Here is a 25896-nt window from a genome sequence, read left to right on the forward strand (position 1 = left end):
TAGGGGGAAGATATGTTTTTTAAACGAAAAAATATCAACCCTGAGTTACAGGAAAAACTAGCCACAGCAGAGAAGGGTGCTGATGAGGCTACTTTTGAAGTTGGTCAAGAAGTACAACCGCAAGCGACTCAGGATGAACGTCACGAATTAACACAAAAAGAAAGTATGGCTCAGGAGCAAGCTGTACAAAAAGCGCTAAAGCAACAACAACAAGAGCAAGAGATTAAACACTTTTTCCATCAGAGATTACTGGAAACACTCGATCTAGGCTTGCTCGCGAGTTTAGAAACAGAAAAAGCCAAAAAAGATCTACACGAAGCGATCGTGCAACTGATGTCTGCAGAGCAAGGGCATGTTCTCAGTGTTGAAGGGCGTAAGCGCGTCATTCAACAAATTGAAGATGAAGTGTTTGGTCTTGGCCCTTTAGAGCCCCTTCTACACGACCCAACCGTGTCTGATATCTTGGTTAACGGGCCCAAAAATGTCTATGTCGAACGACACGGTAAACTCGAGCGCACGCTGTACACCTTCCTTGATGACCGACATCTGCGCAATATCATTGATCGCATCGTTAGCCAGGTCGGGCGTCGTATAGATGAAGCCTCACCGATGGTTGATGCCCGCTTGATGGATGGCTCAAGGGTTAACGCAATCATACCCCCTTTGGCATTGGATGGCCCCTCAGTCTCAATCCGTCGGTTTGCAGTCGATAAGCTCACAATGGAAAACCTACTGAGTTTTAACTCTCTCTCGCCAGCTATGTCACGTTTTCTAGAGGCTGCTGTTAGAGGGGAACTCAACATCTTAATCTCGGGGGGGACAGGTTCAGGTAAAACAACGACCCTGAATATTTTCTCTGGCTTTATTCCTAGTGAAGACCGCATCGTAACGATTGAAGACTCGGCAGAGCTACAGCTTCAGCAACCGCATGTTGTACGTTTGGAGACTCGCCCTGCGAACTTAGAAGGGAAAGGGGAGATTACTCAGCGTGACTTGGTGAAAAACTGTCTACGTATGCGACCTGACCGAATTATCTTGGGTGAGGTGCGCGGCGCAGAGGCAGTCGATATGCTTGCCGCAATGAATACGGGTCATGATGGCTCACTCGCAACCATTCACGCGAATACGCCGCGCGACGCACTCAGCCGAGTCGAAAATATGTTTGCGATGGCAGGCTGGAATATGTCCACCAAAAACCTACGTTCTCAAATCGCTTCTGCCATTCACTTTGTGGTGCAGATGGATCGTCAAGAAGACGGTAAGCGTCGTATGGTAAGCATCTCAGAAATTAATGGCATGGAAGGGGATATTATCACCATGTCGGAGATTTTTACCTTCAAACGCCGAGGCGTAGACGCAGAAGGCAATGTATTGGGTTACTACACCGCAACAGGAATTGTGCCGGATTGTCACGATCAGCTTGTCAAGCGCGGGTTGGATGTACCTTTCGATCTGTTCAATGAGTCTCAAGGCTAGGAGGCTACCATGACTGAAGATGCTGGATTCTTCTTCCTGTTATTGTTTTTGGCTGTGGTGTTTATCTCACAGGCATTGATATTGCCTGCTGCGGGTAACAAAGCGAAACATAAAGAACTCACTAAACGCTTGCAGGATTCGCAGTCAGATTTGGATGATGAAACGCGTTCTCTGCTTAACGACCATTATTTGAAAGGCCTGTCACCACTTGACCGCAAGCTCGTTTCGTTCAAAACGTTTGCATCACTTAAACGGTCGATTGAGCTTTCGGGTTATCAGTGGAGCCTATCTAGCGTATTGGGCGTTGGCCTTGTCCTGTCATTGGCGATTGTCTTATTTCTGATCGCAATCGAGCAGCCTTTCTACGTCGCTCTTATCGCTTTTTGCTTAGTGTGGGCATGTATCCATTTCTATTTTCAACACAAAATTGCGCAGCGATTATCCGCGTTTGAAGAGCAACTACCCGAAGCGCTCGATATCATGCGTCGTATGCTTCAGGCTGGTCAACCCATTAGCCAAGCCTTTGGTGAAGTTGGCCGAGAAATGCCTGCACCCATCGGACCAGAGTTTACTAACACGTTTAATCTTTTGAACTATGGTTATGATATGCGCCTTGCGATTATGCAAATGGCTGAACGGACACCGACCGTATCGATGCTTGCCTTTTCTAGTGCGGTTTTATTGCAGAAAGAGACAGGTGGTAACTTGTCTGAAAACATTGAAAAGGTGAGTCAGGTGTTACGTGCTCGTTTTAAGCTGGCGCGAAAAATCAAGAGTATCTCTGCAGAGAGTCGCCTTTCAGCGTGGATATTGGTGTTATCACCTTTTGTACTCTTCCTCGGGATGTCAGTGATGCACCCAGACTATGTTGAGCCACTGTTGACGGACCCTCGAGGCAGTTCACTGATTATCTATGGGGTGATCAGTTTGTGTATTGGCTCACTATGGATTCGCAATATCGTGAATTTCGAGGTGTGATATGGACGCATTAACCGCTTGGCTGCAGTCTTTTCAGTTGGATGAGCAAACGATGTTTTTGGGGCTAATTCTAGTCTCGACAGTTCTGCTGGTATTAACCGTGTCTGTGCTTTTTATCGGTAGTCGATCTCCAATACAGGACAAGCTAGACAAGATAAAAGAAGATAATCAGCCCCTTGGAAGAAAGCGTAACAAAGGGCTTGAGAGTACGCTTGAGTCGTTAGCGCCGATTATGGCTCCAAGCAGTGGCAAAGAGCGAGAGACCGTGCGTCATAAACTGATGCACGCAGGCTATCACGATGCGGGTGCATTGAATGTTTTTTATGCTCTCAAGGGAATAGCACTGTTTTTTGGTGTTGCTCTTGCGGCGATGCTTTATGTGTTTGCTCCTGATACTAGCAACATGTACTTATGGATGATTGCCAGTGTCGCGACAGGTCTCTATTTACCCAATGTTTGGCTGAATCGCTTAGCAAGCAAAAGACAATCACGCTTGCGCGGAGGGATTCCGGATGCACTAGATTTGTTAGTCGTGTGTACTGAATCTGGTTTGGGTTTTAATGCGGCACTACGTCGAGTTGCTGATGAACTGGTGATTTCCCACCCAGATCTTGCCGATGAGCTTGATACTGTGTGTGTAAAAATTAAAGCGGGCTTTGAAATGTCAGATGCTTTTCAAGACATGGTTGAGCGCACCGGTTTGAAAGATATTTCGGGTCTTGCCTCGATGCTGGCACACGCTTCGCGAATTGGTGGCAGCTTGTCGCAAACCTTACGTGAATATACAGAAGATTACCGTGATAGACGTAACCAAGAGGTTGAAGAAATTGCGGCTAAGATACCAACAAAAATGATCTTTCCTTTATTGCTGTTTATTTGGCCTTGTTTCTTCATTGTTGCGGTAGGCCCATCAATACTTTCACTAACAGCAACCTTAGGTAAGTAAGGAAGACTTATGAATAAACTGCACTTTGGGATGATGGCGCTAATGGTTCTACTCGCTGGCTGTGCCAGCAAAGAAGAGCCACCTTCGCTTGATACGTCGTTATATGAAGGTAAACCGATAGATTCGCTGTCCAGTGATAGCCCCCCGGCTAATGAGGTCGAGGCGATAAAACGTGGTGATGCTGCTCTTGGTGATCGCAACTATGACCTTGCGTTATACGAGTACATTCGCTCGCTGACGTTTGAAGACGCGCAAATGAAGGATAAGTCGCTTTATAACATTGGCCGTATTCACCATGCGCGAGGCAATTACCCTCTTGCGGAAAAAGCGTATCTGCTCGCGGTTGAAGAGAACCCCAATAATGCCAACGTGCTTGAGCAACTCGGCATTTTATACACCAAGTCAGGTGATGTTACACAAGGTGAAACTTACTTTTATAGAGCAATCAACGCCGATCAAATTCGTCTTGGAAAGAATGTTTCTCTTAAACTTCAAGATGATATGACAGATGTTCAGATAAACAACCTAGCCGTTGATTATAAGTCGCCACTTATGGCCTATACGGGGTTGGGGGTGATTTATGATGTGGAAAAAGAGCATGATCTTGCCCAAGCCTTTTATCAAAGAGCGTTACAGATTAACCCCGCTTCTTTGAAGGCTCTACTAAATACAGGATACTCCTTCTACATGTCCGGTGATTATGCCACAGCACGCCGCTATACGATGTCTGCTTTAGAGCGCGACCCGAATAACGAAAAAGCATTGAATAACTTAGCGCTTATCTATCTAGGCCGCGGAGAAGTTAAGCGTGCACTGAATGTCTTCCAGCAACAGATGGACGCGCCTGAAGCGCTCAACAATGTCGGCTATTTTCTGATGTTACAGGGCAAGCCGCAAGAAGCCATCCCATACCTCGAACAAGCCATTGATAAGAAACCAACCTATTATCAAGTGGCGAATGAAAACTTAGAAAGAGCACTTGAGATGGTGCGACAAGAGCAGTTTATCGTGGCTCAAACGAGTGAGTAACTAGGTTTCGGCCTACTGGTGTACAAAAGCCCTTAGTTGATTGAACTAAGGGCTTTTAGCTATTATTGGCAAGCTAAAGGGGATTAAACCATCCCAAGGCTTAGCCCAAGCAGGATAAATATTGCCACCATCCAGACGATTGGTAGTTTTTTGTGTTTAAGCAGGTATAGGCCTGCAACCACCACTGCAAAGTCGAATCCAGAGAGTACAGCACTCACAAAAACAGGTTGATAAAGCGCAGAGAGCAATAATCCCACAACCGCCGCATTCACCCCTTTTAACGCGCCATTTACCTTTGGAATAGCCGCCAGTTGATTCCAGTGCTTGAGGACGCCCAGTAGCAACAAAAATCCCGGTAAGAACACGGCAAGCGTTGCCATTAGCGCGCCAAAAATCGGGGCATTTGGCATTAAGTCATAACCAAGGTAAGTCGCAAAAGTGAACATAGGGCCTGGCACTGCCTGAGCTGCGGCATATCCAGTCAAAAAAGCATCTGGGCTTAGTTGATCACCAACGAGATTTTGCAGTAGTGGCAGGACAACATGACCACCACCAAACACCAAGCTACCTGCTTGGAAGAAGCTGTTGAAGATCCCAAGCTCAGAGTTGAGGTGAGCAATAAACGGCAGACCCGCAAAGAGAGCAAATAAGATAATCAGTGGTGTCCAGTTAGCTTTAAACTCGCCTTGGCGCTGCTGATTACCTGATTGCAGTGCTCGCATACCCACAATCGCCGCAATGATCAATACAGCAATCTGAGTCGCAATCCCCGGAAAGACGAGGAGAGCAATGGCGGTAAAAACAAACAGACCCAACCCGATCTTCTCTTTACAGAAGTTGTTGTACATCCCCCAAGTTGCATCAGCTACCACCACGACAGCAAGCAGTTTTAAACCATGAATCACCGACTCAAACCAAGCAAGATCGGTAAGTTGGGTGCTTAATGTTGCAAGCACTAACATGATCAACACAGAAGGGAGAGTAAAACCAATAAAGGCTAATACGCCGCCGAGTAGGCCACCTTTTTTATAGCCAACCGCAAAGCCGACTTGGCTTGAGCCTGGTCCAGGTAAGAACTGGCTCAGTGCGACGAGTTGAGCATATTCATCATCGCTTAGCCATTGACGCTTTTCGACAAAGGCCTGACGAAAATAGCCGATATGAGCGGCGGGGCCACCGAAGCTCACCCAGCCCAATAGAAAGAAGGTTTTAAATAGAGAGAACATGATCTTGAGTCTTGTTGTGAATACTGCGGATAATTTAAGTGTTGGGTGATAATTAATCCAATTGATAGTTTGAATTGACGGTATGAATGAAATAGGATTTACAAGGTTGAAGGTTGAAGGTTGAAGGTTGAAGGTTGAAGGTTGAAGGTTGAAGGTTGTGAGTGATAATTCCTGGAAGAGTATCGATTTGAATCTGCTGGTAGCATTTTCTTATTTGTATCAGCACCGCAGTGTGAGTTTGGCGGCAGAGCAGAGCTATGTGAGTCAGTCGGCGATGAGCCATAGCTTAGGACGCTTGCGCGTCTTGTTTGACGATCCTTTATTTGAGCGCAAAGGACATCAGATGGAGCCTAGTGAATATGCTCACCACATTGCACCAAAGATTGAAGCGATTTTAAACAGCGTCACTCACGACTTACTGGACAAAAAGGCGTTTGCCCCAGAGCAGTATCAAGGGACATGCCGTATAGGGCTAACCGATTATGCTGAGTTTATTTTCGCGTCTAAGATCTATGATGCGATTCGTCTTATTGCACCCCAAGCCAAGGTCTCTTTCTTCAATGTGAACCAAGCCAATTATCAACAGCGTAGTGTTCAAGATAAGCTGGATGTGGTGATTGGTAGCATCAAAGATTCAAGTGAAACCTATCAACACAGCGTTATCTATAGTGAACAGCACGCTTGTTTGTTTGACCCAGAACACTTACCAATAAATATGTCATTAGCGGACTTTGCACAGGCAGAACATGCTTTGGTGAGCCCAAATGGCCCACAGCAGACCAAAGTGGATGAGCAGCTGGCTTTGCGTGGATTTAAGCGCAGTGTGACAGTAACAGCAGGGCATTTTCTTACTGTCGGCCGTTTGCTCAAACAGAGAAAAATGGTGGCTATTGTACCCAAACTTATGGCGCAAGAGATGGCCAGCTCGAGTGGGTTAGCGCATATTGAACCCCCAGTTCCCGTAGCGGATTTTGATATTAACCTAGTGTGGCCGGCAACCAAAAACGGCGATGCCAAAAATCAATGGCTGCGCCGTTGTGTGGTGGAAGCGATTCGCTCTAGTGTTGCAATGAGTGAATCGATATAGAGTGACGAGTTAAACTTGCGGCTCGATACGCAGGCCTTGTTCATCAAACAGGTGTACATCGCTTGGCGCAAAACTGATGGTGATCTTGGTGTATTTTTGCACCTCTTTGTCACCAGAAAGGTGAACTTTAAAGCCATCAACGCCAGCCGCTTGACCGAATAAGTATGTACTGTTCCCCAAGCGTTCAACAACTTCGCTCTGGAATGGCAGAGTAAGCGCTTCAGTCTCATCAAGCTGAATATGTTCAGGACGAACGCCTAGGGTGATTGCTTGTCCATTCGTCAGAGTTGCATAGTTTCCTGATAGCGTTACCACCTGACCACTGTCTGTTTCTAAAGATAAACCACTCTGTGAAGCTTGTTTCACCTTGGTCGGCACAAAGTTCATTTTCGGTGAGCCAATAAATCCTGCAACAAACTCGTTTTGAGGGCGATGATATAAGTCGAGTGGGGAGCCAACTTGCTCAACTTGGCCATCTCTTAATACCACGATTTTATCCGCCAGCGTCATGGCTTCGACCTGATCGTGCGTTACATAAACCATGGTGTTTTGCAGATCTTGGTGCAATTTAGCGATTTGTAGGCGCATATCGACGCGAAGTTCGGCATCAAGGTTAGAGAGTGGCTCATCAAACAGGAACACTTTAGGATTTCGAACAATGGCGCGGCCTATCGCAACACGCTGGCGTTGGCCACCTGAGAGCTCTTTCGGTTTTCGCTTGAGAAGCTGTTCGAGTTGTAAGGTTTTAGCCGCGTTGTCCACCTGCTTTTTGATCTTATCTTTAGGGTGGCCGTTCATTTTAAGACCGAACCCCATGTTCTCTTCCACTGTCATGTGCGGATACAAAGCGTAGGTTTGGAAAACCATTGCAACACCGCGCTCTGCTGGGTCCTTGTCATTTACGCATTCATCACCAATATGAATCTCACCTTCAGTGATCTCTTCAAGGCCAGCGACTAAGCGCAATAACGTCGATTTTCCACAACCTGATGGGCCAACAAAAACGACAAATTCACCGTTATCAATATCAAGGTCAACACCGTGAATCGTCTGTACATCGCCAAAACGTTTGATGACATTTCTTAAAGTAATATCTGCCATTGCTTACTCCTATTGCATCTATTTAGCGATGCAGCTTTGTCCGTGCTGTCATTTGCAACTGGCTTTGTTGGGCCGATGCAAATATAGAGATATAGAATGAAAGATACTTCTTTCTTGCAGCAATTATGTAATCGGATTTCTTTTTATTGATCTTTGTCATGCAAATTCGGCGTTTTGAACTAAAATATGTGGAAACGTTTACAGTTTTGTTGGTTGGTTGTGAAATTGTTAAATTGTCGAGGTAAGATGAGAACAAATAATAAACACCGCTGTTTCTCTTAATTGCTGCTGCTTTTCACTGTATAAATTCAACAGTGACAAAGAGTTATGAACGCATGGAGTGAAGTTCATGTCCGATACTCTAAAGACATACCCCCAAAACTCGTTGCCATCGGCACGTAAAAAGTCTCGGGTGAGTGCCAAGTTATCTCCTTGGCTCTTTATGATGCCCGCATTATTCATATTCTCCGTTTATGTCATCTTTCCTATCTTCGAAAGTATTAGCTTAAGTTTTTACGACTGGGATGGGCTGGGCGATAAAACCTGGATTGGTCTTGATAACTATCGCGAGTTATTTGATTCAGAAGCGTTTTATACGTCTTTGAAAAATAACTTTTTGTGGCTGATATTTTTTATGTTGGCACCGCCGATAGGCTTGGCGATCGCGCTATTTCTCAATCAGCAGGTTCGTGGCATACGGGTTGTTAAGTCTCTCTTCTTCTTTCCATTCGTGATTTCTCAAGTGGTTGTCGGTTTGGTCTTTGCTTGGTTTTATGACCCGTCATTTGGTCTGTTCAATATTATGTTGGCCTCATTTGGCTTTGAGCCTGTGGCCGTGTTGGCTAACGAGACCTATGTGACTTACGGGATTATTGCTGCGGGTCTTTGGCCGCAGATCTCTTACTGCATGATTTTGTACCTGACAGGTTTGAACAACCTCGATCCCGAGCAATTAGAAGCGGCGCGCTTAGATGGTGCGAAAAAGCTTAGAATGCTGTGGTATATCGTGCTGCCCCAACTTCGCCCAGCGACCTTCATTGCGATTGTCGTGACGGTGATTGGCGCGCTGCGTTCGTTTGACTTGGTGGCAACGATGACCGCGGGCGGCCCTTGGGGAAGCTCAACAGTATTGGCGTATCAAATGTACGAGGAGTCTATCTTTAACTACCGTATGGGTTACGGTGCAGCGGTCTCTGTGATGCTGTTCTTAATCATGGATGTGTATATCGCCTACTTCTTATGGCGCATGCTAAGGAGTGAAAAGTAATGTTTCCACAACCGATTCAGCGCGCAGGCGCCTTCACCAATATCAGTTATCGTATCGCGTTACCAATCTCGATTGTGCTCTGGTTGTTGCCTCTGATTGCCGTCATGATGACCTCAATTCGTTCTATTGAAGATATCAATGTCGGCAACTACTGGGGGTGGCCAAGTGAGATCCAGTTTTTAGAAAATTACACGCAAGTGTTTACTGCAACTGCGATGGGGCAATATCTAATCAATAGCTTGTTGATTACGCTACCAGCCGTGGCAGGGGCAGTAGCACTGTCAACGCTGGCTGGGTTTGCGTTGGCGAAATATCGTTTTAGAGCCAACATTTGGATCTTCGCGATGTTTATTGCAGGTAACTTCGTACCGTTTCAAATCTTGATGATTCCGGTTCGTGACCTGACGATCTCACTTGGGCTTTACGATACTCATTGGGCATTGATTTTCTTCCATATCGCTTTCCAAGCGGGTTTTTGTACCTTATTCATGCGTAACTTTATTGTCGGTATACCTGATGCCCTGATTGAGGCGGCGCGTGTCGAAGGGGTCTCTGAGTGGAAGATTTTCTGGCATGTGGTGTTGCCATTGGTTCGTCCGGCTCTTGCTGCGCTAGCTGTGTTGGTCTTTACCTTTATTTGGAATGATTTTTTCTGGGCATTGGTATTAGTTCAAAGTGATGAAGTGCGACCTGTCACAGCTGGATTGAGCTCATTGCAAGGCCAATGGTTGGCCTCGTGGCAGTTGATGTCGGCAGGTGCAATTGTGGCTGCGATACCCCCTGTCGTGCTGTTCTTTACCATGCAGCGCCACTTTATCGCTGGCTTAACATTAGGTGCAACGAAAGGATAAGAATTTCGTTGGTGGGGGAGTTCACAGAATTTCCTTTTCAGCGAGAGAAAGTGGCCAGATGGTCTACTTTGAAAATAATAACAAAAACAACAGGAACAGAGCCTAGAGCTCTCAATAAGGACCCTACTATGAAAAACGTGAAAACCTTTGCTGCCTCCCTCGCACTTGGTGCAACGCTATCAACAGGTGCATGGGCGAGTGAGCTAGTGATTAACTCAGACGCGTCCGACCCCGCTCCCAAGCAAGCTTGGGAAGAGATCGTAAAACGTTTTGAAGCTGAATATCCTGATATTAACGTCAAGTATAACTTGTACGATCACGAGGCTTATAAAACGACAATTCGTAACTGGCTAGTGACTTCACCACCTGATGTGGTGTTCTGGTATGCCGGCAACCGCATGAAGACGTTCGTTGACCGTGGTTTGTTCGAAGATGTGAGTGATATCTGGCAAGACCAAGGTATGGATGAGAGCTTCAAATCGGCTCTGCCAGCAATGACAGTTAATGGTAAACAATACGGCGTTCCATACACCTATTACCAATGGGGTATTTACTACCGCAAAGATATTTTTGATAAGTACGGCATTGCCGAGCCGAAAACATGGGATGAGTTACTGAAAGCGTCTGAAACACTTAAGGCGAACGAAGTCACGCCGTTTACCATCGGTACTAAGTATCTGTGGACTGCTGCAGGTTGGTTTGACTACATGAACATGCGTACCAACGGCCTTGATTTCCATATCGAGCTAATGGACGGTAAAGTGCCGTACACCGATGATCGTGTGAAGAAGACCTTTGCAAACTGGAAGCAACTGGTTGAGAAAGACTACTTCTTGGATAGCCATGCATCATACTCTTGGCAAGAAGCACAGCCTTTCTTGTATAACGGCCAAGCCGCGATGTATCTGATGGGTAACTTCATTACGCCAAACTTCCCAGAAGAAGTGAAAGACCATATGGGCTTCTTCCAATTTCCGGTTATCGACCCTGCAGTGCCATTGGCTGAAGATGCACCGATGGATACCCTGCACATTCCAAGCAAGGCGAAAAACAAAGCGGATGCGCGTAAATTCCTAGAGTTTGTCGCTCGTGCAGAGAACCAGGCGTTGATCAATGAGATGATGCTGCAAATCCCGACCAACAATCAAGCAAGCGTGAAAGATGACCCATTCCTCAACAAAGGGGTTGCGATGCTTAACAGCGCGGCAGGTACTGCTCAGTTTTATGACCGCGATACAGACCCAGCAATGGCGAAAGAAGGGATGAAGGGGTTCCAAGAGTTTATGGTACACCCTGATCGCATTGATAAGATCTTAGAGAAGCTAGAAAAAACCAGACAGCGCACCTTTAAATAGAAAGGCGATGTTTAATCGATAGCTTCTAGTAAACAGATAGCTTCAACTGTCATTAATAAGGCTCCGTTGGGAGCCTTATTTGTGTTTACTGTTTAAATAATTGGGCGATTTAATCGCGCAGCTGGGCAACCGAGTCGCGACGCACTAAGGTCGGGGTATAACGAATCGAGTCATGATGCTCACTATCGGCTTGTGATAGTGCCAATGACAGTTGTGCGGCTTTCTCTGCCATCATGCTAATTGGGTAGCGAATGGTGGTAAGGCGAGGGTAAACATAGCGAGCAATTAAGCCATCATCGAAGCCGATGATGGATAGCTGATCGGGTACCGCAATGCTATTTTCTTGAGTAATCGATAGTGCGCCCGCCGCCACGTAGTCGTTATAAGCAACCACTGCGGTCATATCGAGAGATTTACTCAGCAGGGTTGTCATGGCTTGCTCACCACCGTCACTGTTAGGCTCACAATATTCAATATAAGAGCTTGGTAGTTCAATATGGTTATCTTTCAGCGCTTGTCGATAGCCGTCAATTCGTTCATCAGCATCTTCAATCTTATGGCTTGAGGCGATACAAGCAATTTTGCTGTGACCTTGTTTGATCAAGTGTTCAGTCGCGAGATAGGCACCGCGATAGTTATCTAAAGAGATACAGCGATCTGCGATTTCAGGAATGGTGCGATTGATCAGCACGAGTCCTTTGACCTCTTTGGCATAGGCGATCAGTTCTTCATCACTTAGGCCTTTTGAGTGCAGTACTAAGGCATCACAACGGCTGTTGATCAGCAGCTCAATGACACGCCGCTCTTCATCAGGATCATGGTAGCCATTACCGATTAGGATATGCTTACCACTTTGGTGAGCCACATTGTCGATGGATTTGACCATCGCGCCGAAGAAGGGATCAGAGACATCACTCACTAACACCCCAAGAGTATTTGAACTCTTGCTCACCAAAGCCCTTGCCGTTGCATTTGGGCGATACCCCAGCAGTTTCATTGCCGTATGAACGGCGTCAATTGAGGTCTTACTCGCTTTGGGTGAGTTGTTGAGGACGCGTGAAACGGTCGCAACGGAAACGCCCGCCTCTTTAGCAACATCCTTGATAGTAGCCATTTGGATTCTCCCTACACCCCGAGCTTTCGATTTGTGCCAACGGTCTCAAGGTGTTGTGTCTTGGTGACACACTGACAAACAGTGCGTGTATTCTCATATTACACCTGATGTGTAACAACAGAGCAACCGAAGAAATAAATAAATTCTGGAACTTTTTTATAGTACTGATTTATCAGGATTTAATGCAATGGTAACGTTTGCTTTTATAACATGCATGTGTTGTACATGTTAAAAGTTGGGCGTAGACTGATCACATCAACGAAAAAACGAGATTTCCTCATGCTAAATATTACCGACCGAAAAGTAGAAGAAGGCATTACCCCGGTTTTGCGATTGGGGTTTAGGCCCTTTTTTCTGCTAGGCAGTCTCTATGCCATTATCGCTATCGTGCTTTGGGTTTGGATGTTTCAAACCGGTGCGCCATCCGCACTTAATGTTCCACCACTATGGTGGCATGTGCATGAGATGATGTTTGGCTTTGGTATGGCAATCGTTATGGGCTTTGTGCTGACGGCGGTACAAAACTGGACGGGGATCCCTGGCACCAAATCTTATCGCTTGGCTGTGCTGGTTGCGCTATGGCTGGTTGTGCGAATTTTATTTTGGACACCAGCGCCACTGTGGTTGGTGTCGAGTATCGAAGCGCTGTTTTTAGCGCTGTGTGCCTATGAAGTCGGTTTGCGAGTGGTTAAAGCAAAAGGCTGGCGTAATTTGTTCTTCATTCCACTGTTCGTTTTAGCCATAGGTGCAAACTTTGCGAGCTATGCCACCATCAAAGGTATGCCTCCATTTAGTTCTAGCGCGGTTTGGCAAGCGATGTTGTGGTGGTTCGCCCTGCTGTTGTCGGTTATGGGGGCACGTGTTATTCCATTCTTTACTGCGCGTCGCTTCAACTTTGAAAAGCCTCAGCCTTGGATTTGGCTCGAATGGGCAAGCAATTTGCCCATCATGATCCTTTTTGTTTTGAGCTTTTTCCCACTGACCTTTGCCGAGCTTGGGATGCCAATCATGTTGTTTGCAGGTATTGCTCAATTCGTTCGTGTCATGCGTTGGAAACCTTGGCGCACCTTGAGTGAGCCGCTAGTGTGGTCATTGCACTTGAGTTATTTGTGCTTACCTTTAAGTCTGATATTACGCGGCGCTTGGGATAACCCGATGGCACAGTATGCTTTGATCCATCTATTTGCTATCGGAACCTTCGGCGGGGTGATTCTAGCAATGATTGCTCGTGTGACAATGGGCCACACCGGTCGCGCCATCTATGAAGGGCCGAGTATGTGGTTAGCGTTTGCATTAATTGTTGTAGCTGCTTTAGTGAGAAGCATTGGCACCGCATTTTACCCTGAGCTGATGATGCGTTGGATAGAAATTGCCGCTGTGCTTTGGGTTGTGGCTTTTGGTCTATTTGTAGTGAAGTTTGCCAAGATGCTCATCACCGCTCGCGTTGATGGGCACCCTGGCTAGTCGAAGTTAAACTAAATAACTGAGCTTACTGTGTTGCTCTGCGATATACGCTTCGATGTGCTCAACTTGAGTGTTTGAGAGCTCTAACCCAACTTTCGTACGGCGCCAAATGATATCTTCGGCGCTGTATGCCCACTCGGTGTTCATTAAGAAGTCGATTTCGTGTTGGAATAACGTTCCGCCAAAGTTCTCGCCCAATTGCTCTATCGTCTTTATCCCTTCGAGGAGTTGATGGACTTGTGACCCATATTGACGTGCGTATCTTTGTAGCTGCTGTGATGGAATAAATGGATAGATAACGTCTAGCTGCAACATAAAGCTGTGTAGGTCAGTGTCGAGATCACCACCATAGAGAGGCAAAGTACTCTCCCTCGCCGCTAAAGTTTGCGGAAGGTAAGGGACGAGTTTTTCAATGGCTGCTTGAGCCAACTTGCGATAGGTGGTGAGCTTTCCGCCAAATATGGCCAGTAGAGGGGCTTCATCCATCTCTTGCTCAAGCTCTAAAGTATAATCACGTGTGATCGCTTGTGGGGAATCAGACTCATCATCACATAGCGGCCTCACTCCACTGAATGTCCAAACAATATCCTCTCTCTTTACAGTGTGGACAAAGTGCTGATTGACGACATCAATCAGGTAGTCGACTTCATTATCGGTAATCTTAACGTCGCGCGGATCGCCGTGATACTCCTGATCGGTCGTGCCAATCATAGAGTATTTACCAAGGTAAGGGATAACAAACACGATACGGCCATCTTTATTTTGCAAGATATAGGCTTCTTCCTGTTCATGAATCTTTGGCACAACAATATGACTGCCTTGAATCAAACGGATATTGCGCGGTGATGGCGCCTCTAACCCATGGTCATAAAACTGCTTCACCCAAGGGCCTGCTGCGTTAACAAGAGATTTAGCATAGTAGATCTCTTTGTGGTCGCTACGCAGGTTATTTACCGTTACCTTCCATAAGCCCTGTTCGCGAACCGCCTTTTCAACACGGGAATAGTTGTTGATGATGGCTCTGTTCGTGCGAGCAGTTTGTAAGTTGGCTAGCACCAAACGAGCATCATCAACCCAGCAGTCGGAGTATTCAAAACCAATTCTAATTTCTGGTTGAAACAATCCACTATCACTGAGGTTAACTCGTTTGCTGGCCGCGAGAGCCGACTCTTCTCTACCGGTGATCGGGCGCTTACCAAGTGTGTCATAGAGAAACAACCCTGCGCGAATCATCCAGGCAGGACGCAAAAAGGGACGATGAGGCAGGCGAAAGCGCATAGGGAACGCTAGGTGCGGTGCTTTCTTGAGCAGCACTTCACGCTCTGCTAAAGCTTCAGAGACGAGACGAAATTCATAATGCTCTAAATAGCGTAGCCCGCCATGAATGAGCTTTGAACTGGCAGAGGAGGTGGCGGAGGCAAAGTCCGCTGCGTCAAATAGCGCGACTTGCAAGCCACGAGTCGCAGCCTCAGCGGCAATACCAGCACCGTTTATCCCACCGCCGATAACCAGCATATCAAGGGGGTGCTGAGAGGTTGAGTGGGCATTTTTTATTCCGTTCATATTACTATCCCTAGGTGTAGTATCAGAGGTTACTTGCTGACTTATATGATGAGTGACGCAAGCGATAGGTTGGCAAAACCTCTGACAACGGCATGTTTAATTATCATACTGTAAACGTTTACAATTCGTGCGTGAGCAATGCCCTGTTTTACGTGTTAGCGCGTATCAGAAATGATAAATGTGCGCGGAAAACAGGGGAGGCGATAAGCTAGTCGGCGCTGTTTTCTTCATCCTCGAAGGACGCCCATAAGCGCGCGCACTCTATGGCTCGTTTCCAGCCTTTATAGCGACGTTGGCGTTTATCTTCATCAGGGTGAGGGATAAATCGAGTATCAATTTCAGCTTTGTCTTTGAGCTCATCAATATTGTGCCAAAATCCGACAGCCAAGCCTGCAAGGTAGGCAGCACCAAGGGCGGTGACTTCGGTTACTTTTGGGCGAATCACTTCGCTGTCGAGAATATCGGACTGATATTGCATTAAAAAGTCATTCGCGACTGCGCCGCCATCGACACGTAATGTTTTGATATTGATACCCGCATCTGCCTGCATGGCACTTAGTACATCGTAGGTTTGATAGGCAATACTTTCTAAGGTTGCACGAATAATATGATTGCTGCTGGTGCCGCGTGTTAAGCCAACAATCGTTCCCCGAGCATAGGCATCCCAGTGCGGGGCACCAAGCCCAGTGAAGGCTGGAACCACATACACACCGTTTGATGATTCTACCTTTGTGGCAAAATACTCGGAGTCTTTGGCGTCTGAGATCAGCTTCAACTCATCTCTTAGCCATTGAATTGCAGCACCGCCCATAAATACAGAGCCCTCGAGGGCATAGCTTGGCTGGCCTTTTTCATCACATGCGATAGTGGTAAGCAGCCCGTTTCGTGAAGTGACTTTTTCGTTACCAGTGTTCATCAGTAAGAAGCAGCCTGTGCCATAGGTGTTTTTGGCTTGTCCAGCTGATACGCACATTTGGCCAAACAGAGCCGCTTGTTGGTCCCCCGCGATACCAGCAATAGGGATACGCGTACCGCCCTTGCCACCAATGTTTGTTTGACCATAGATATGAGAAGAAGCGTTCACTTCCGGCATCATAGAGCGAGGTATGCCGAGCGTGTCTAAAAGGGTTTGATCCCACTCTAAGGTGTTGATGTTAAAAAGCATGGTTCGTGAGGCATTGGTATAATCGGTGGCGTGTACGCGACCTGAGGTCATCTTCCATACCAGCCAAGTATCGACTGTACCGAACAGTAACTCTCCCGCTTCCGCTTGTTCTCGAGCTCCTTCAACATTGTCGAGAATCCATTTAATTTTTGTGCCAGAGAAGTAAGGGTCAAGCACGAGGCCAGTGCGCTCTCTCACATCGTCTTCAAGCCCTTGTTGTTTGAGTTTTTGACACAACGCAGAGGTGCGGCGGCATTGCCATACAATCGCGTTATATACGGGCTTTCCGGTGTTTTTGTTCCACACTATCGTGGTTTCACGTTGGTTGGTGATGCCGATAGCGGCCACTTCATCGCTTCGAATGCCCGATTTAGCCAGTGCTTCGATTAATGTTGAGCTTTGGGTTGCCCAGATCTCGAGAGGGTCGTGCTCAACCCAACCGGCTTTGGGGTAGATCTGGGTAAACTCACGTTGGGATACCGCAACAATATTGGCGTGTTGGTCGAGAATGACCGCCCGGGAGCTGGTGGTGCCCTGGTCGAGAGCGACAACGTAGCGTGGGGTGTTGGAGGCAGCGTTATTGGAAGTTAAGTCAGGCATAATGTTTCATCCATGCTTTTTATAAGTATGGATAAATTATGCACACCAGAATTGAAAACGTGAGAAAAAATGACTGAAAGTGTTTCCCAAGTCATAAAAAACGGTCTCAATGTGAGACCGTTTACACACCTTTAAAAATAAGGCTTTATCTAATTTAATACGATAGAGGTATTAGTTGTTTTTGTGCAGTTCGCTGTTCAGTTCAACCGCAGATTTGTTGGCTAGACATTCGATCTGACCTGTCACTGAGTTACGACGGAACAGTAGGTCAGAGACTCCTGCAAGGTCGCGTGCTTTCACCATTTCAACTTCGTTACCTGATGAATCAAGCATGCGAACTTTTGAGCCAGCAGTTACGTACAAGCCTGATTCAATAGTACAACGGTCGCCCATTGGGAAGCCAAGACCTGCGTTCGCGCCAAGCAGTGAGTTTTCACCGATAGACACAACCACTTTACCGCCGCCAGATAGCGTACCCATGATAGATGCGCCACCACCGATATCTGAACCGTTACCAACCACAACACCTGCTGAGATACGGCCTTCGACCATGCTCACACCGGTTGTACCAGCATTGAAGTTGATGAAGCCTTCGTGCATAACGGTTGTGCCTTCACCCACGTGTGCACCAAGACGTACACGAGACGTGTCAGCGATACGTACGCCCGTAGGAACCACGTAATCCACCATTTTAGGGAACTTGTCGACACAATCTACGCTTAGTGCACGACCCGCTAGGCGAGCTTCAATCTGACGCTCTGCCAGTTCTGGTAGGTCGATCGGGCCTTCGTTTGTCCAAGCGATGTTGTGTAGTAGACCGAAGATACCATCAAGTACTGTACCGTGAGGCTGTACTAGACGGTTTGAGATAAGTTGCAGCTTTAGGAAGCCTTCAGCAACAGACTGAGGTTGTTCATCAGTTGCAAGAATAACAAGAACAAGAGGCTGTTCTGCTTGTGCGGCTTTTTCTGCGAATGCGGCGTTTGCGACGTCGCCGTTTGCTGCGAATGCAATTGCAAGCTCAGCGCTTAGAGCTGGAGTGATTTCAATCGCTTGGTTACCTTGCTCGTACCCAGAGATTGGTGCTAGTGCATTAACCAACTCTTCAGAAGGGTTTAGAACTGGGCTTGGAAAAAACGCTTCGATGATTTTACCGTCACGGTTCTTAGTTGCTGTACCAAAGGCTAGAGAGAAGTAAGCCATTATTGAATCTCCATCTATCAATTCATTAAAAGAGCACCGCATGTGCTCATCAGATATTACTCATCTTAAATAGACGTTGTGCGAGTTTAAAGGGGCATTTGGTGTAAAGTCCGTAAACAAATACCTATTGTCTTTTTGGCGACACTTCTGTCTATTCAGATGTATAAGAAAACAAAAAGCCCGAAGTCTCCTTCGGGCTTTGATTATTTGACTTTACTAAACTGATTGGGCGTAGTGTGCTTTTGCACTTGTTTTATATTTGTCCAACCATGCACCAGGTTTGAGCGCTGGTGTGTTTGCTAATTACTTAGCTAGGTCGTCAGCGTGCTCAGATAGGAATGCTGCAACACCTTTTGGTGACGCGTCCATACCTGATTTGCCTTCTTCCCATTGTGCTGGGCAAACTTCACCGTGAGTTTGGTGGAAGTTTAGCGCATCAACCATACGTAGCATTTCATCGATGTTACGGCCTAGAGGTAGGTCGTTAACTACTTGGTGACGTACTAGACCGTCTTCGTCGATTAGGAAAGAACCACGGAAAGCAACGCCTGCTTCTGGGTGCTCAACGTCGTATGCTTTACAAATTTCGTGCTTAACGTCAGCGACTAGTGGGTATTTAACTTGACCGATACCGCCGTCTTCAACAGCAGTGTTACGCCATGCGTTGTGAGAGAACTGAGAATCGATTGAAACGCCGATAACTTCAACGCCTTTCGCTTGGAAGTCAGCAAGACGGTTGTCGAATGCGATTAGCTCAGATGGGCAAACGAAAGTGAAATCTAGTGGGTAGAAGAAAACAACTGCTTTCTTGCCTTTAGTGAATTCTGCGAAGTTGAAGTTATCAACAATCTCACCGTTACCTAGAACAGCTGCAGCAGTGAAGTCTGGGGCTTGACGACCAACTAGTACCATTTTTTTGCTCCTAAATATTTTAAAGTCTGGCACGCTTAACATTCCGTAATGGTTATGCAGCGCTTCAGTCCGTGTTTGTACGGGACAAATACTAGTACAAAGCGTAGTATAGAAAAAAGCGAATTAAATAGATTGAGTTAATCGAAAAAAGCGATAATCCCAAAGGATGTGAGCTCGATTACGAACCGGCGGGAATACCCTGATAGTTTTATGAATAAATGGCCAAGTTTAAAGCAGTTACATTACCTTATTACGCTGCATGAAACCCGTCACTTCAGTGAAGCCGCTGAGAAGTGTTTTGTGAGTCAATCAACCCTTAGTAAAGGAATACAAAACTTAGAAGAGTTGATTGGCTGTCCTCTATATGAAAAGAAGGACAAGAAAAGCCCTCTGGTTTTCACCCAAGCTGGCGAGTTAGTCGTAGAACATGGACGTGAACTATTAGCAAAAGGACAAGATCTGGTTGAGTTAGGTTATTTATGCCAAGGTGAGACGATGCAAGGGCAGTTAAGAGTCGGATGTATTCCGACTATTGCGCCTTTCCTACTGTGTGACCTAGTGCAGCAGGTAAATAGCCAATACCCTCAACTTGACTTGCTACTAAGAGAAGACACGACTTCTAATCTTCTTGCCGCACTGCGTCAAGGCACGCTTGATGTACTCATTCTTGCACTGCCGGTCGATATCGATGGCATGCACAGCTGTATCGTCGGCGAAGACCCATTTAAGATGATCATCAGTCGTAATCAAGCAGACCAGATCACGGCACCGATTCGCTATGATGATTTGCCAAATGAGTCTGTGTTTTTGTTGGAGCGTGAACACTGTCTTACTGAGCACGCGGTTTCAGCGTGTGCGCTGACGGAGAAAGAGAAGATTAATCCTTTCAGTGCGACCAGTCTTCACACGCTTGTGCAGATGGTAGCTAACGGGCTTGGTACGACTTTTATCCCACAAATGGCGATTGATCACGGGCTTTTGGACAACCAGAACTTGGTGATTGTCGATCCCCCTGGGCAAGAGGCCTATCGTAAAATAGGTCTCGTTTGGCGACCAAGCACCTCACGTTCAAAAACGTTTGAACAATTGGCTGAGGTTGTATCAGAGCTACTATAAGCCGGCTATATCTAGAAAAGAGTGCAAAATCGCACTCTTTTTTTGTATCTACTTTGTCTAACTTTCCCTTTTATCCCTTAGTCTAAGCCTGTTAATGGCAATAATTGCCAAATAAAATTCCATCGATATATGGAATTTGCAGAGTATTCCTCTTCTGGTGTGATTTTTATTGTGAAATTTTACAGGCTTTGAATGTAGGACCTTTCATAAAATTGTGAAATTTCACAATGTTAATTTTACACCTGCAATTTCGTCTGTTGTTCGATTGCATTCACCTCAACCATCGCAACGTGTTTATTTCTCTGGTGTTCTGATTCCAGTTTAAATTCATACAAGTGTTTAAAACGCAAATTAGCTTGGGTTTTTTATGTAATTAAATTACGTAACTACCTACAAAATGAAGGTCAATTCAAACGATCATTTGAAACAAGATAAAACTTCGAATTTAACCTTTCCTTAACTTTTGGTGTTTTCCTTTAAAGCGAGTTGTTATAAGGTTTTATTACGCTTTTGCTACTAAGGTCTAGCTTGAATAACTCAAACGTAATGGTGAAAATACAATCACAAACACCAATAAGAGTGATTCATCCAAGCCGATAAATGAAAATAAAATGTAGTTTAAAAGTTACAAGTGAAATCTGACTAAGGAAGACGGATTATGTCGACACAAATTGCAGAGAAAAACAGCCAAGAACATCTAGCCCAAGAAAACCCAGGCATGCTTGTTGTAACGGAGGCCTTGTCTTCAGAACATCAAGTTGTTTTCCCTAACGAAGCCCAAACCTTTTTATCTCTGCTTTGTGGTCGTTTTGCTGCGCAAGTAGACGAGTTACTCAAGGCTCGCGAGGAGCGCCAACGCGACATCGACAATGGACAGCTGCCGAGTTTTAACCAGGATACGCAAGATATCCGAGAAGGCAGTTGGAAGATCTTAGGGATTCCAAGTGATCTGCAAGATCGCCGTGTGGAGATCACCGGTCCAACCGATCGCAAAATGGTGATCAATGCGCTCAACGCCAACGTTAAAGTGTTTATGGCTGACTTTGAAGACTCAATGTCTCCAGCGTGGACGAAGGTACTTGATGGGCAAATCAATTTACGTGATGCGGTGAGAGGGATAATCGACTACAAAAATCCGAGCAATGGTAAACACTATCAGCTCACTGATGACCCAGCAGTGCTCATCTGTCGTGTGCGAGGCTTACACCTTAAAGAGAAGCATGTTCATTTCAATGGTGAGGCTATTCCGGGTGCCTTATTCGATTTCGCCCTCTATTTCTATAACAACTACAAAGAGCTTCTTGAGAAAGGAAGTGGGCCTTACTTCTATATCCCGAAGTTGCAATCTCATCATGAAGCACAATGGTGGAGCCAAGTCTTTCATTTTACCGAGGAGTACTTTGGTCTCGATACTGGCACCATTAAAGCGACAGTATTGATTGAGACCCTTCCTGCTGTGTTTGAGATGGATGAGATTTTGTTCGCCCTCAAAGAGCACATTGTCGGACTGAACTGTGGTCGATGGGATTACATCTTCAGCTACATCAAGACCTTGAAAAATTACCCTGATCGTATTCTGCCAGACAGACAAGTGGTGACGATGGATAAGCCGTTTTTGAACGCTTACTCTCGTTTATTGGTTCGCACCTGTCACCGCCGTGGTGCCTTTGCAATGGGGGGAATGGCAGCGTTCATTCCAGCAAAAGATCCAGAGCAGAACCAAGTCGTGCTGAACAAAATTCACAACGACAAATCACTGGAAGCCAATAATGGTCATGACGGAACATGGGTTGCTCACCCAGGATTAGCAGGCACGGCTCGAGAGGTGTTTGACAAAGTACTCGGGACACGTACTAACCAGCTCGATATTAGCCGAGCAGACGATGAGCCTATTACCGCCGAGATGCTACTTGAGCCTTGTCAGGGAGAGCGCACCGAGCAAGGAATGCGTCACAATATTCGTGTTGCGCTGCAATACATCGAAGCATGGATCTCCGGCAACGGCTGTGTACCTATCTACGGCTTAATGGAGGATGCCGCAACCGCAGAGATTTCTCGTGCATCTATCTGGCAATGGATTAAACACGGCAAAGATTTAGACAATGGCCAAGTGGTCACCAAAGCACTGTTTGAACAGTATTTATCTGAAGAGATTGATGTGGTGAAGCAAGAGATTGGTCAAGCGCGCTTTGATAGCGGACGCTTCATTGAGGCCGCTGACCTAATGGCAAGATTAACCACCAGTGATGAGTTAACCAACTTCCTTACTGTACCTGGCTATGACTATCTAGATTAGCCAAAACATTAATAACAATACAAAACCAATAACGTGATGATCTGTTCGCTTTAGGCGCCCCTACACCTAGCCTGATGTATTGCGAATCTATGGATACCCATGTGGAACAACATGAAATGAGAGAGGGACTGACTATGACACTAACACGCCGCCAACAAATCGAAGCACTAGAGAAAGATTGGGCAACAAATCCACGCTGGAAAAGCGTGAAGCGTACTTATACAGCTGAAGAAGTGGTTGAGCTTCGTGGCTCAATGGTGCCAGCAAATACAGTTGCACAACGAGGTGCAGATAAGCTTTGGGCACTGGTTAACGGTGAGTCGAAAAAAGGCTATGTGAACTGTCTAGGTGCACTTACTGGCGGCCAAGCAGTACAGCAAGCCAAAGCGGGTATCGAAGCTATCTACTTATCGGGTTGGCAGGTTGCTGCTGATAACAATACCGCGTCAACCATGTATCCAGACCAGTCGTTGTACCCAGTAGACTCGGTTCCCTCTGTTGTAAAACGCATCAATAACTCATTCCGTCGAGCTGACCAAATTCAGTGGGCAGGTGGCAAATCGCCTGAAGATGAAGGTGGTATTGATTATTTCCTACCGATTGTGGCGGATGCGGAAGCGGGCTTTGGTGGGGTACTCAATGCTTACGAGTTGATGAAGTCGATGATTGATGCGGGTGCGGCAGGGGTTCACTTTGAAGACCAACTGGCATCAGTGAAGAAGTGTGGACACATGGGCGGTAAAGTATTGGTTCCAACTCAAGAGGCAGTGCAGAAGCTGGTGGCAGCGCGCTTAGCGGCCGATGTAGCAGGCACAACAACGCTAGTGATTGCGCGTACAGATGCGAATGCAGCAGACCTTCTGACTTCGGATTGTGACCCATATGATAAAGACTTTATACAAGGCGAGCGCACTGCAGAAGGTTTTTATCGAGTGCGCGCTGGCATCGACCAAGCTATTGCTCGCGGTCTCGCGTATGCACCTTATGCTGACCTTATCTGGTGTGAAACGGCGAAGCCGTGTCTCGAAGAAGCTCGCAAGTTTGCTGAAGCCATCCATGCAGAATACCCAGACCAACTATTAGCCTATAACTGTTCTCCTTCGTTCAACTGGGAGAAAAACTTGGATGCAGAAACCATTGCTAAGTTCCAGCAAGAGTTGGCTGACATGGGCTATAAGTATCAGTTCATTACGCTGGCAGGTATTCATAACATGTGGTTTAACATGTTTGAGTTGGCTCATGCGTATGCACAAGGTGAAGGTATGCGTCACTATGTTGAAAAAGTTCAGCGTCCTGAGTTTGAAGCAGCAGAGAAGGGTTACACCTTCGTTGCCCACCAACAAGAAGTGGGTACGGGTTACTTTGACCGTATGACCAATACCATTCAAGGGGGTAACTCCTCTGTGACGGCTCTGACAGGTTCCACAGAAGAAGATCAGTTCTAACTGACTGGTGAGCCAACTCTCAGGCTCACACAGGATCTACGCACTGCTTTAGCGTAGCAAGCGCCCCCGTGCTTGCTGCGCTTTTTTATGCTTGTTTCCCTTCACATTCAGACTCCACGCTACCTTTTAGGCTGCCCCAAAACAGTAAAGTGCAAGAATCTTGTGCTTCACCTTGGTGACATTACGGCGAATACGCAGCACAAAATGTCATCATTTTGGTTCAACGCCGCTCAGTTTGCACCACCGTGAATCAATGCAAATGATTGCTTGTGCACCATTGTTGGTACTATTCGATTTAAGTTATTGAAATATATGCGTTTAACAATTGGTACTCCTTTAGGGTTAAACTGGCACTCTTCTTGTAAATCATCTAATTGAATAATAATTCACATGATGGAGTTTCCAATATGAACAAGAAGTTCAACTTAACGCTTGCTGCACTATGCACCTCTTTAACACTTTCTAGTGGTGCGGTATTCGCTGCCGAAGACACGATTAAGGTCGGTGTTTTGCACTCACTCTCAGGCACCATGGCGATCAGTGAGACAACGCTAAAAGATACAGTGTTGATGCTGGTGGATGAGCAGAACAAAAAAGGTGGTTTGTTAGGAAAGCAACTTGAGGCAGTGGTTGTCGATCCTGCGTCTAACTGGCCGCTATTTGCAGAAAAAGCACGTGAACTGATCGAAAAAGAGAAAGTTGACGTTGTCTTTGGTGGCTGGACGTCAGTGTCACGTAAATCGATGCTGCCGGTGTTCGAGGAGCTCAACAGTATTCTTTTCTACCCGGTGCAATACGAGGGTGAAGAGTCATCGAAAAACGTGTTCTACACCGGTGCTGCGCCAAACCAACAAGCGATCCCAGCGGTTGATTACTTGATGGATGATCTTGAGGTTGAGCGTTGGGTACTTGCTGGTACGGATTATGTTTATCCACGTACAACGAATAAAATCTTAGAGTCATATCTAAAATCGAAGGGTGTGGCTGAATCAGACATCATGATCAGCTATACGCCGTTCGGCCATTCAGATTGGCAGTCGATTGTTTCTGATATTAAAAAGTTTGGCTCTGAAGGTAAACAAACTGCAGTGGTGTCAACTATCAATGGTGATGCCAACGTTCCTTTCTACAAAGAGCTTGGTGCACAAGGCGTCTCATCAGAAGACATTCCTGTCATCGCATTCTCAGTGGGTGAAGAAGAGCTCTCTGGTATGGATACCGAGCCGTTGGTTGGCCACCTTGCCGCATGGAACTACTTCATGAGTGTGGATACGGAAGCGAACGGCGAGTTTGTTGAAGCATGGCATAAATTCATTAAGAACGAAGGCCGTGTAACCAACGATCCGATGGAAGCGCACTACATTGGCTTCAACATGTGGGCACAAGCGGTAACGGTTGCAGGAACAACAGATGCAGAAGCGGTGCAAGATGCATTGATTGGTGTATCGGTGCCTAACTTGTCTGGCGGCTACTCGACCATGATGCCTAACCACCATATTACTAAACCTGTCCTAATCGGTGAGATCCAAGACGATGGTCAGTTCGATATCGTCTGGGAAACGACAGGCTTAGTTGCAGGTGATGCGTGGTCAAAATACTTACCAGAATCTGCGAAACTATTCTCAAGCTGGTCTAAGCCATTCTCTTGTGGCGCGTTCAACATTGAAACCAAGAAATGTGCAGGCAGTAACTAATTTGCCTA

At 46.3% G+C, this 25896-nt stretch carries 20 protein-coding genes; 13 read left to right on the forward strand and 7 right to left on the reverse strand.

Annotation, left to right across the window (positions count from 1 at the left end; genetic code table 11):
* The first annotated feature begins 12 nt into the window (after positions 1–12).
* Genes QWZ05_RS16110 through QWZ05_RS16125 form a run of 4 tightly spaced genes read left to right on the forward strand, consistent with a single transcriptional unit; the run spans position 13 to position 4429 of the window.
* Positions 13–1476, forward strand: a complete 1464-nt coding sequence (locus tag QWZ05_RS16110) for a TadA family conjugal transfer-associated ATPase (protein ID WP_264878045.1) — start codon at positions 13–15, stop codon at positions 1474–1476.
* Between the two features lie 9 nt (positions 1477–1485).
* A complete protein-coding gene (locus tag QWZ05_RS16115) occupies positions 1486–2454 on the forward strand; it encodes a type II secretion system F family protein (RefSeq protein WP_290299422.1) in 969 nt (322 codons plus the stop codon).
* Between the two features lies 1 nt (position 2455).
* Positions 2456–3400 carry a type II secretion system F family protein gene (locus QWZ05_RS16120; protein ID WP_264878047.1) on the forward strand — a complete coding sequence of 315 codons (945 nt, stop codon included), beginning with the start codon at positions 2456–2458 and terminating at the stop codon, positions 3398–3400.
* A 9-nt stretch (positions 3401–3409) separates the two neighbouring features.
* Entirely contained in the window at positions 3410–4429 is a 1020-nt protein-coding gene (locus QWZ05_RS16125) for a tetratricopeptide repeat protein (RefSeq protein WP_290299425.1), read from the forward strand.
* Positions 4430–4512: 83 nt separating this feature from the next.
* On the opposite strand, the gene chrA is transcribed toward QWZ05_RS16125, so the two are convergent.
* On the reverse strand, positions 4513–5655 hold the full coding sequence (gene chrA, locus QWZ05_RS16130; RefSeq protein ID WP_290299427.1) for a chromate efflux transporter: 1143 nt from the start codon (positions 5653–5655) through the stop codon (positions 4513–4515).
* Positions 5656–5812: 157 nt separating this feature from the next.
* Between chrA and QWZ05_RS16135 the strand changes: the two genes are divergently transcribed.
* Positions 5813–6742: a LysR family transcriptional regulator gene (locus QWZ05_RS16135; protein ID WP_290299429.1), complete on the forward strand. Its 930-nt coding sequence runs from the start codon at positions 5813–5815 to the stop codon at positions 6740–6742.
* 9 nt (positions 6743–6751) lie between these two features.
* Here the strand turns inward: QWZ05_RS16135 and QWZ05_RS16140 are convergent, their stop codons facing one another.
* Entirely contained in the window at positions 6752–7843 is a 1092-nt protein-coding gene (locus QWZ05_RS16140) for an ABC transporter ATP-binding protein (RefSeq protein WP_264878050.1), read from the reverse strand.
* A gap of 349 nt (positions 7844–8192) precedes the next feature.
* Here QWZ05_RS16140 and QWZ05_RS16145 point away from each other — a divergent pair, with 349 nt between their 5' ends.
* From QWZ05_RS16145 to QWZ05_RS16155, 3 genes are all read left to right on the forward strand, one after another.
* On the forward strand, positions 8193–9110 hold the full coding sequence (locus QWZ05_RS16145; RefSeq protein ID WP_264878051.1) for a carbohydrate ABC transporter permease: 918 nt from the start codon (positions 8193–8195) through the stop codon (positions 9108–9110).
* Positions 9110–9961, forward strand: a complete 852-nt coding sequence (locus QWZ05_RS16150; protein ID WP_264878052.1) for a carbohydrate ABC transporter permease — start codon at positions 9110–9112, stop codon at positions 9959–9961. The genes QWZ05_RS16145 and QWZ05_RS16150 overlap by 1 nt, the downstream gene beginning before the upstream one ends.
* 128 nt (positions 9962–10089) lie before the next feature.
* Positions 10090–11316, forward strand: coding sequence for an ABC transporter substrate-binding protein (locus QWZ05_RS16155; protein ID WP_264878053.1), 1227 nt, complete (start codon positions 10090–10092; stop codon positions 11314–11316).
* Between the two features lie 109 nt (positions 11317–11425).
* Here QWZ05_RS16155 and QWZ05_RS16160 read toward each other — a convergent pair whose 3' ends face one another.
* Entirely contained in the window at positions 11426–12430 is a 1005-nt protein-coding gene (locus QWZ05_RS16160; RefSeq protein ID WP_290299432.1) for a substrate-binding domain-containing protein, read from the reverse strand.
* A gap of 279 nt (positions 12431–12709) precedes the next feature.
* On the opposite strand from QWZ05_RS16160, the gene QWZ05_RS16165 reads away from it, so the two are divergent.
* Positions 12710–13894, forward strand: a complete 1185-nt coding sequence (locus tag QWZ05_RS16165) for an NnrS family protein (protein ID WP_290299434.1) — start codon at positions 12710–12712, stop codon at positions 13892–13894.
* Positions 13895–13900: 6 nt separating this feature from the next.
* Here QWZ05_RS16165 and glpD read toward each other — a convergent pair whose 3' ends face one another.
* From glpD to QWZ05_RS16185, 4 genes are all read right to left on the reverse strand, one after another.
* Positions 13901–15457, reverse strand: coding sequence for a glycerol-3-phosphate dehydrogenase (glpD, locus tag QWZ05_RS16170; RefSeq protein ID WP_264878056.1), 1557 nt, complete (start codon positions 15455–15457; stop codon positions 13901–13903).
* A gap of 208 nt (positions 15458–15665) precedes the next feature.
* Complete coding sequence (gene glpK / locus QWZ05_RS16175; protein WP_290299436.1) at positions 15666–17222, reverse strand: glycerol kinase GlpK; 1557 nt, start codon at positions 17220–17222, stop codon at positions 15666–15668.
* A 171-nt stretch (positions 17223–17393) separates the two neighbouring features.
* Entirely contained in the window at positions 17394–18425 is a 1032-nt protein-coding gene (gene dapD / locus QWZ05_RS16180) for a 2,3,4,5-tetrahydropyridine-2,6-dicarboxylate N-succinyltransferase (protein ID WP_264878058.1), read from the reverse strand.
* A gap of 303 nt (positions 18426–18728) precedes the next feature.
* Positions 18729–19337: a peroxiredoxin C gene (locus QWZ05_RS16185; protein WP_264878059.1), complete on the reverse strand. Its 609-nt coding sequence runs from the start codon at positions 19335–19337 to the stop codon at positions 18729–18731.
* A 210-nt stretch (positions 19338–19547) separates the two neighbouring features.
* Here QWZ05_RS16185 and QWZ05_RS16190 point away from each other — a divergent pair, with 210 nt between their 5' ends.
* The 4 genes from QWZ05_RS16190 to urtA all read left to right on the forward strand — a co-directional run bounded on the left by QWZ05_RS16190 (position 19548) and on the right by urtA (position 25888).
* Complete coding sequence (locus QWZ05_RS16190; protein WP_264878060.1) at positions 19548–20453, forward strand: hydrogen peroxide-inducible genes activator; 906 nt, start codon at positions 19548–19550, stop codon at positions 20451–20453.
* Positions 20454–21171: 718 nt separating this feature from the next.
* Complete coding sequence (gene aceB, locus QWZ05_RS16195; RefSeq protein ID WP_290300813.1) at positions 21172–22749, forward strand: malate synthase A; 1578 nt, start codon at positions 21172–21174, stop codon at positions 22747–22749.
* 134 nt (positions 22750–22883) lie between these two features.
* On the forward strand, positions 22884–24194 hold the full coding sequence (aceA, locus tag QWZ05_RS16200) for an isocitrate lyase (RefSeq protein WP_290299440.1): 1311 nt from the start codon (positions 22884–22886) through the stop codon (positions 24192–24194).
* Positions 24195–24601: 407 nt separating this feature from the next.
* Complete coding sequence (gene urtA / locus QWZ05_RS16205) at positions 24602–25888, forward strand: urea ABC transporter substrate-binding protein (RefSeq protein ID WP_290299441.1); 1287 nt, start codon at positions 24602–24604, stop codon at positions 25886–25888.
* Positions 25889–25896 lie beyond the last annotated feature (8 nt).

It is taken from the genome of Vibrio agarivorans, from assembly GCF_030409635.1.
In the GTDB taxonomy this organism is placed as follows: domain Bacteria; phylum Pseudomonadota; class Gammaproteobacteria; order Enterobacterales; family Vibrionaceae; genus Vibrio; species Vibrio agarivorans.

Coding starts and splice junctions, on each gene's coding strand:
- aceA (WP_290299440.1), top strand. CDS start 22,884: ATGACACTAACACGCCGCCAACAAATCGAAGCACTAGAGAAAGATTGG.
- QWZ05_RS16190 (WP_264878060.1), top strand. CDS start 19,548: ATGAATAAATGGCCAAGTTTAAAGCAGTTACATTACCTTATTACGCTG.
- QWZ05_RS16140 (WP_264878050.1), bottom strand. CDS start 7,843: ATGGCAGATATTACTTTAAGAAATGTCATCAAACGTTTTGGCGATGTA.
- QWZ05_RS16115 (WP_290299422.1), top strand. CDS start 1,486: ATGACTGAAGATGCTGGATTCTTCTTCCTGTTATTGTTTTTGGCTGTG.
- QWZ05_RS16160 (WP_290299432.1), bottom strand. CDS start 12,430: ATGGCTACTATCAAGGATGTTGCTAAAGAGGCGGGCGTTTCCGTTGCG.
- QWZ05_RS16150 (WP_264878052.1), top strand. CDS start 9,110: ATGTTTCCACAACCGATTCAGCGCGCAGGCGCCTTCACCAATATCAGT.
- glpK (WP_290299436.1), bottom strand. CDS start 17,222: ATGCCTGACTTAACTTCCAATAACGCTGCCTCCAACACCCCACGCTAC.
- QWZ05_RS16110 (WP_264878045.1), top strand. CDS start 13: ATGTTTTTTAAACGAAAAAATATCAACCCTGAGTTACAGGAAAAACTA.
- QWZ05_RS16145 (WP_264878051.1), top strand. CDS start 8,193: ATGTCCGATACTCTAAAGACATACCCCCAAAACTCGTTGCCATCGGCA.
- QWZ05_RS16155 (WP_264878053.1), top strand. CDS start 10,090: ATGAAAAACGTGAAAACCTTTGCTGCCTCCCTCGCACTTGGTGCAACG.
- QWZ05_RS16120 (WP_264878047.1), top strand. CDS start 2,456: ATGGACGCATTAACCGCTTGGCTGCAGTCTTTTCAGTTGGATGAGCAA.
- aceB (WP_290300813.1), top strand. CDS start 21,172: ATGCTTGTTGTAACGGAGGCCTTGTCTTCAGAACATCAAGTTGTTTTC.
- QWZ05_RS16165 (WP_290299434.1), top strand. CDS start 12,710: ATGCTAAATATTACCGACCGAAAAGTAGAAGAAGGCATTACCCCGGTT.
- chrA (WP_290299427.1), bottom strand. CDS start 5,655: ATGTTCTCTCTATTTAAAACCTTCTTTCTATTGGGCTGGGTGAGCTTC.
- QWZ05_RS16125 (WP_290299425.1), top strand. CDS start 3,410: ATGAATAAACTGCACTTTGGGATGATGGCGCTAATGGTTCTACTCGCT.
- QWZ05_RS16185 (WP_264878059.1), bottom strand. CDS start 19,337: ATGGTACTAGTTGGTCGTCAAGCCCCAGACTTCACTGCTGCAGCTGTT.
- urtA (WP_290299441.1), top strand. CDS start 24,602: ATGAACAAGAAGTTCAACTTAACGCTTGCTGCACTATGCACCTCTTTA.
- glpD (WP_264878056.1), bottom strand. CDS start 15,457: ATGAACGGAATAAAAAATGCCCACTCAACCTCTCAGCACCCCCTTGAT.
- dapD (WP_264878058.1), bottom strand. CDS start 18,425: ATGGCTTACTTCTCTCTAGCCTTTGGTACAGCAACTAAGAACCGTGAC.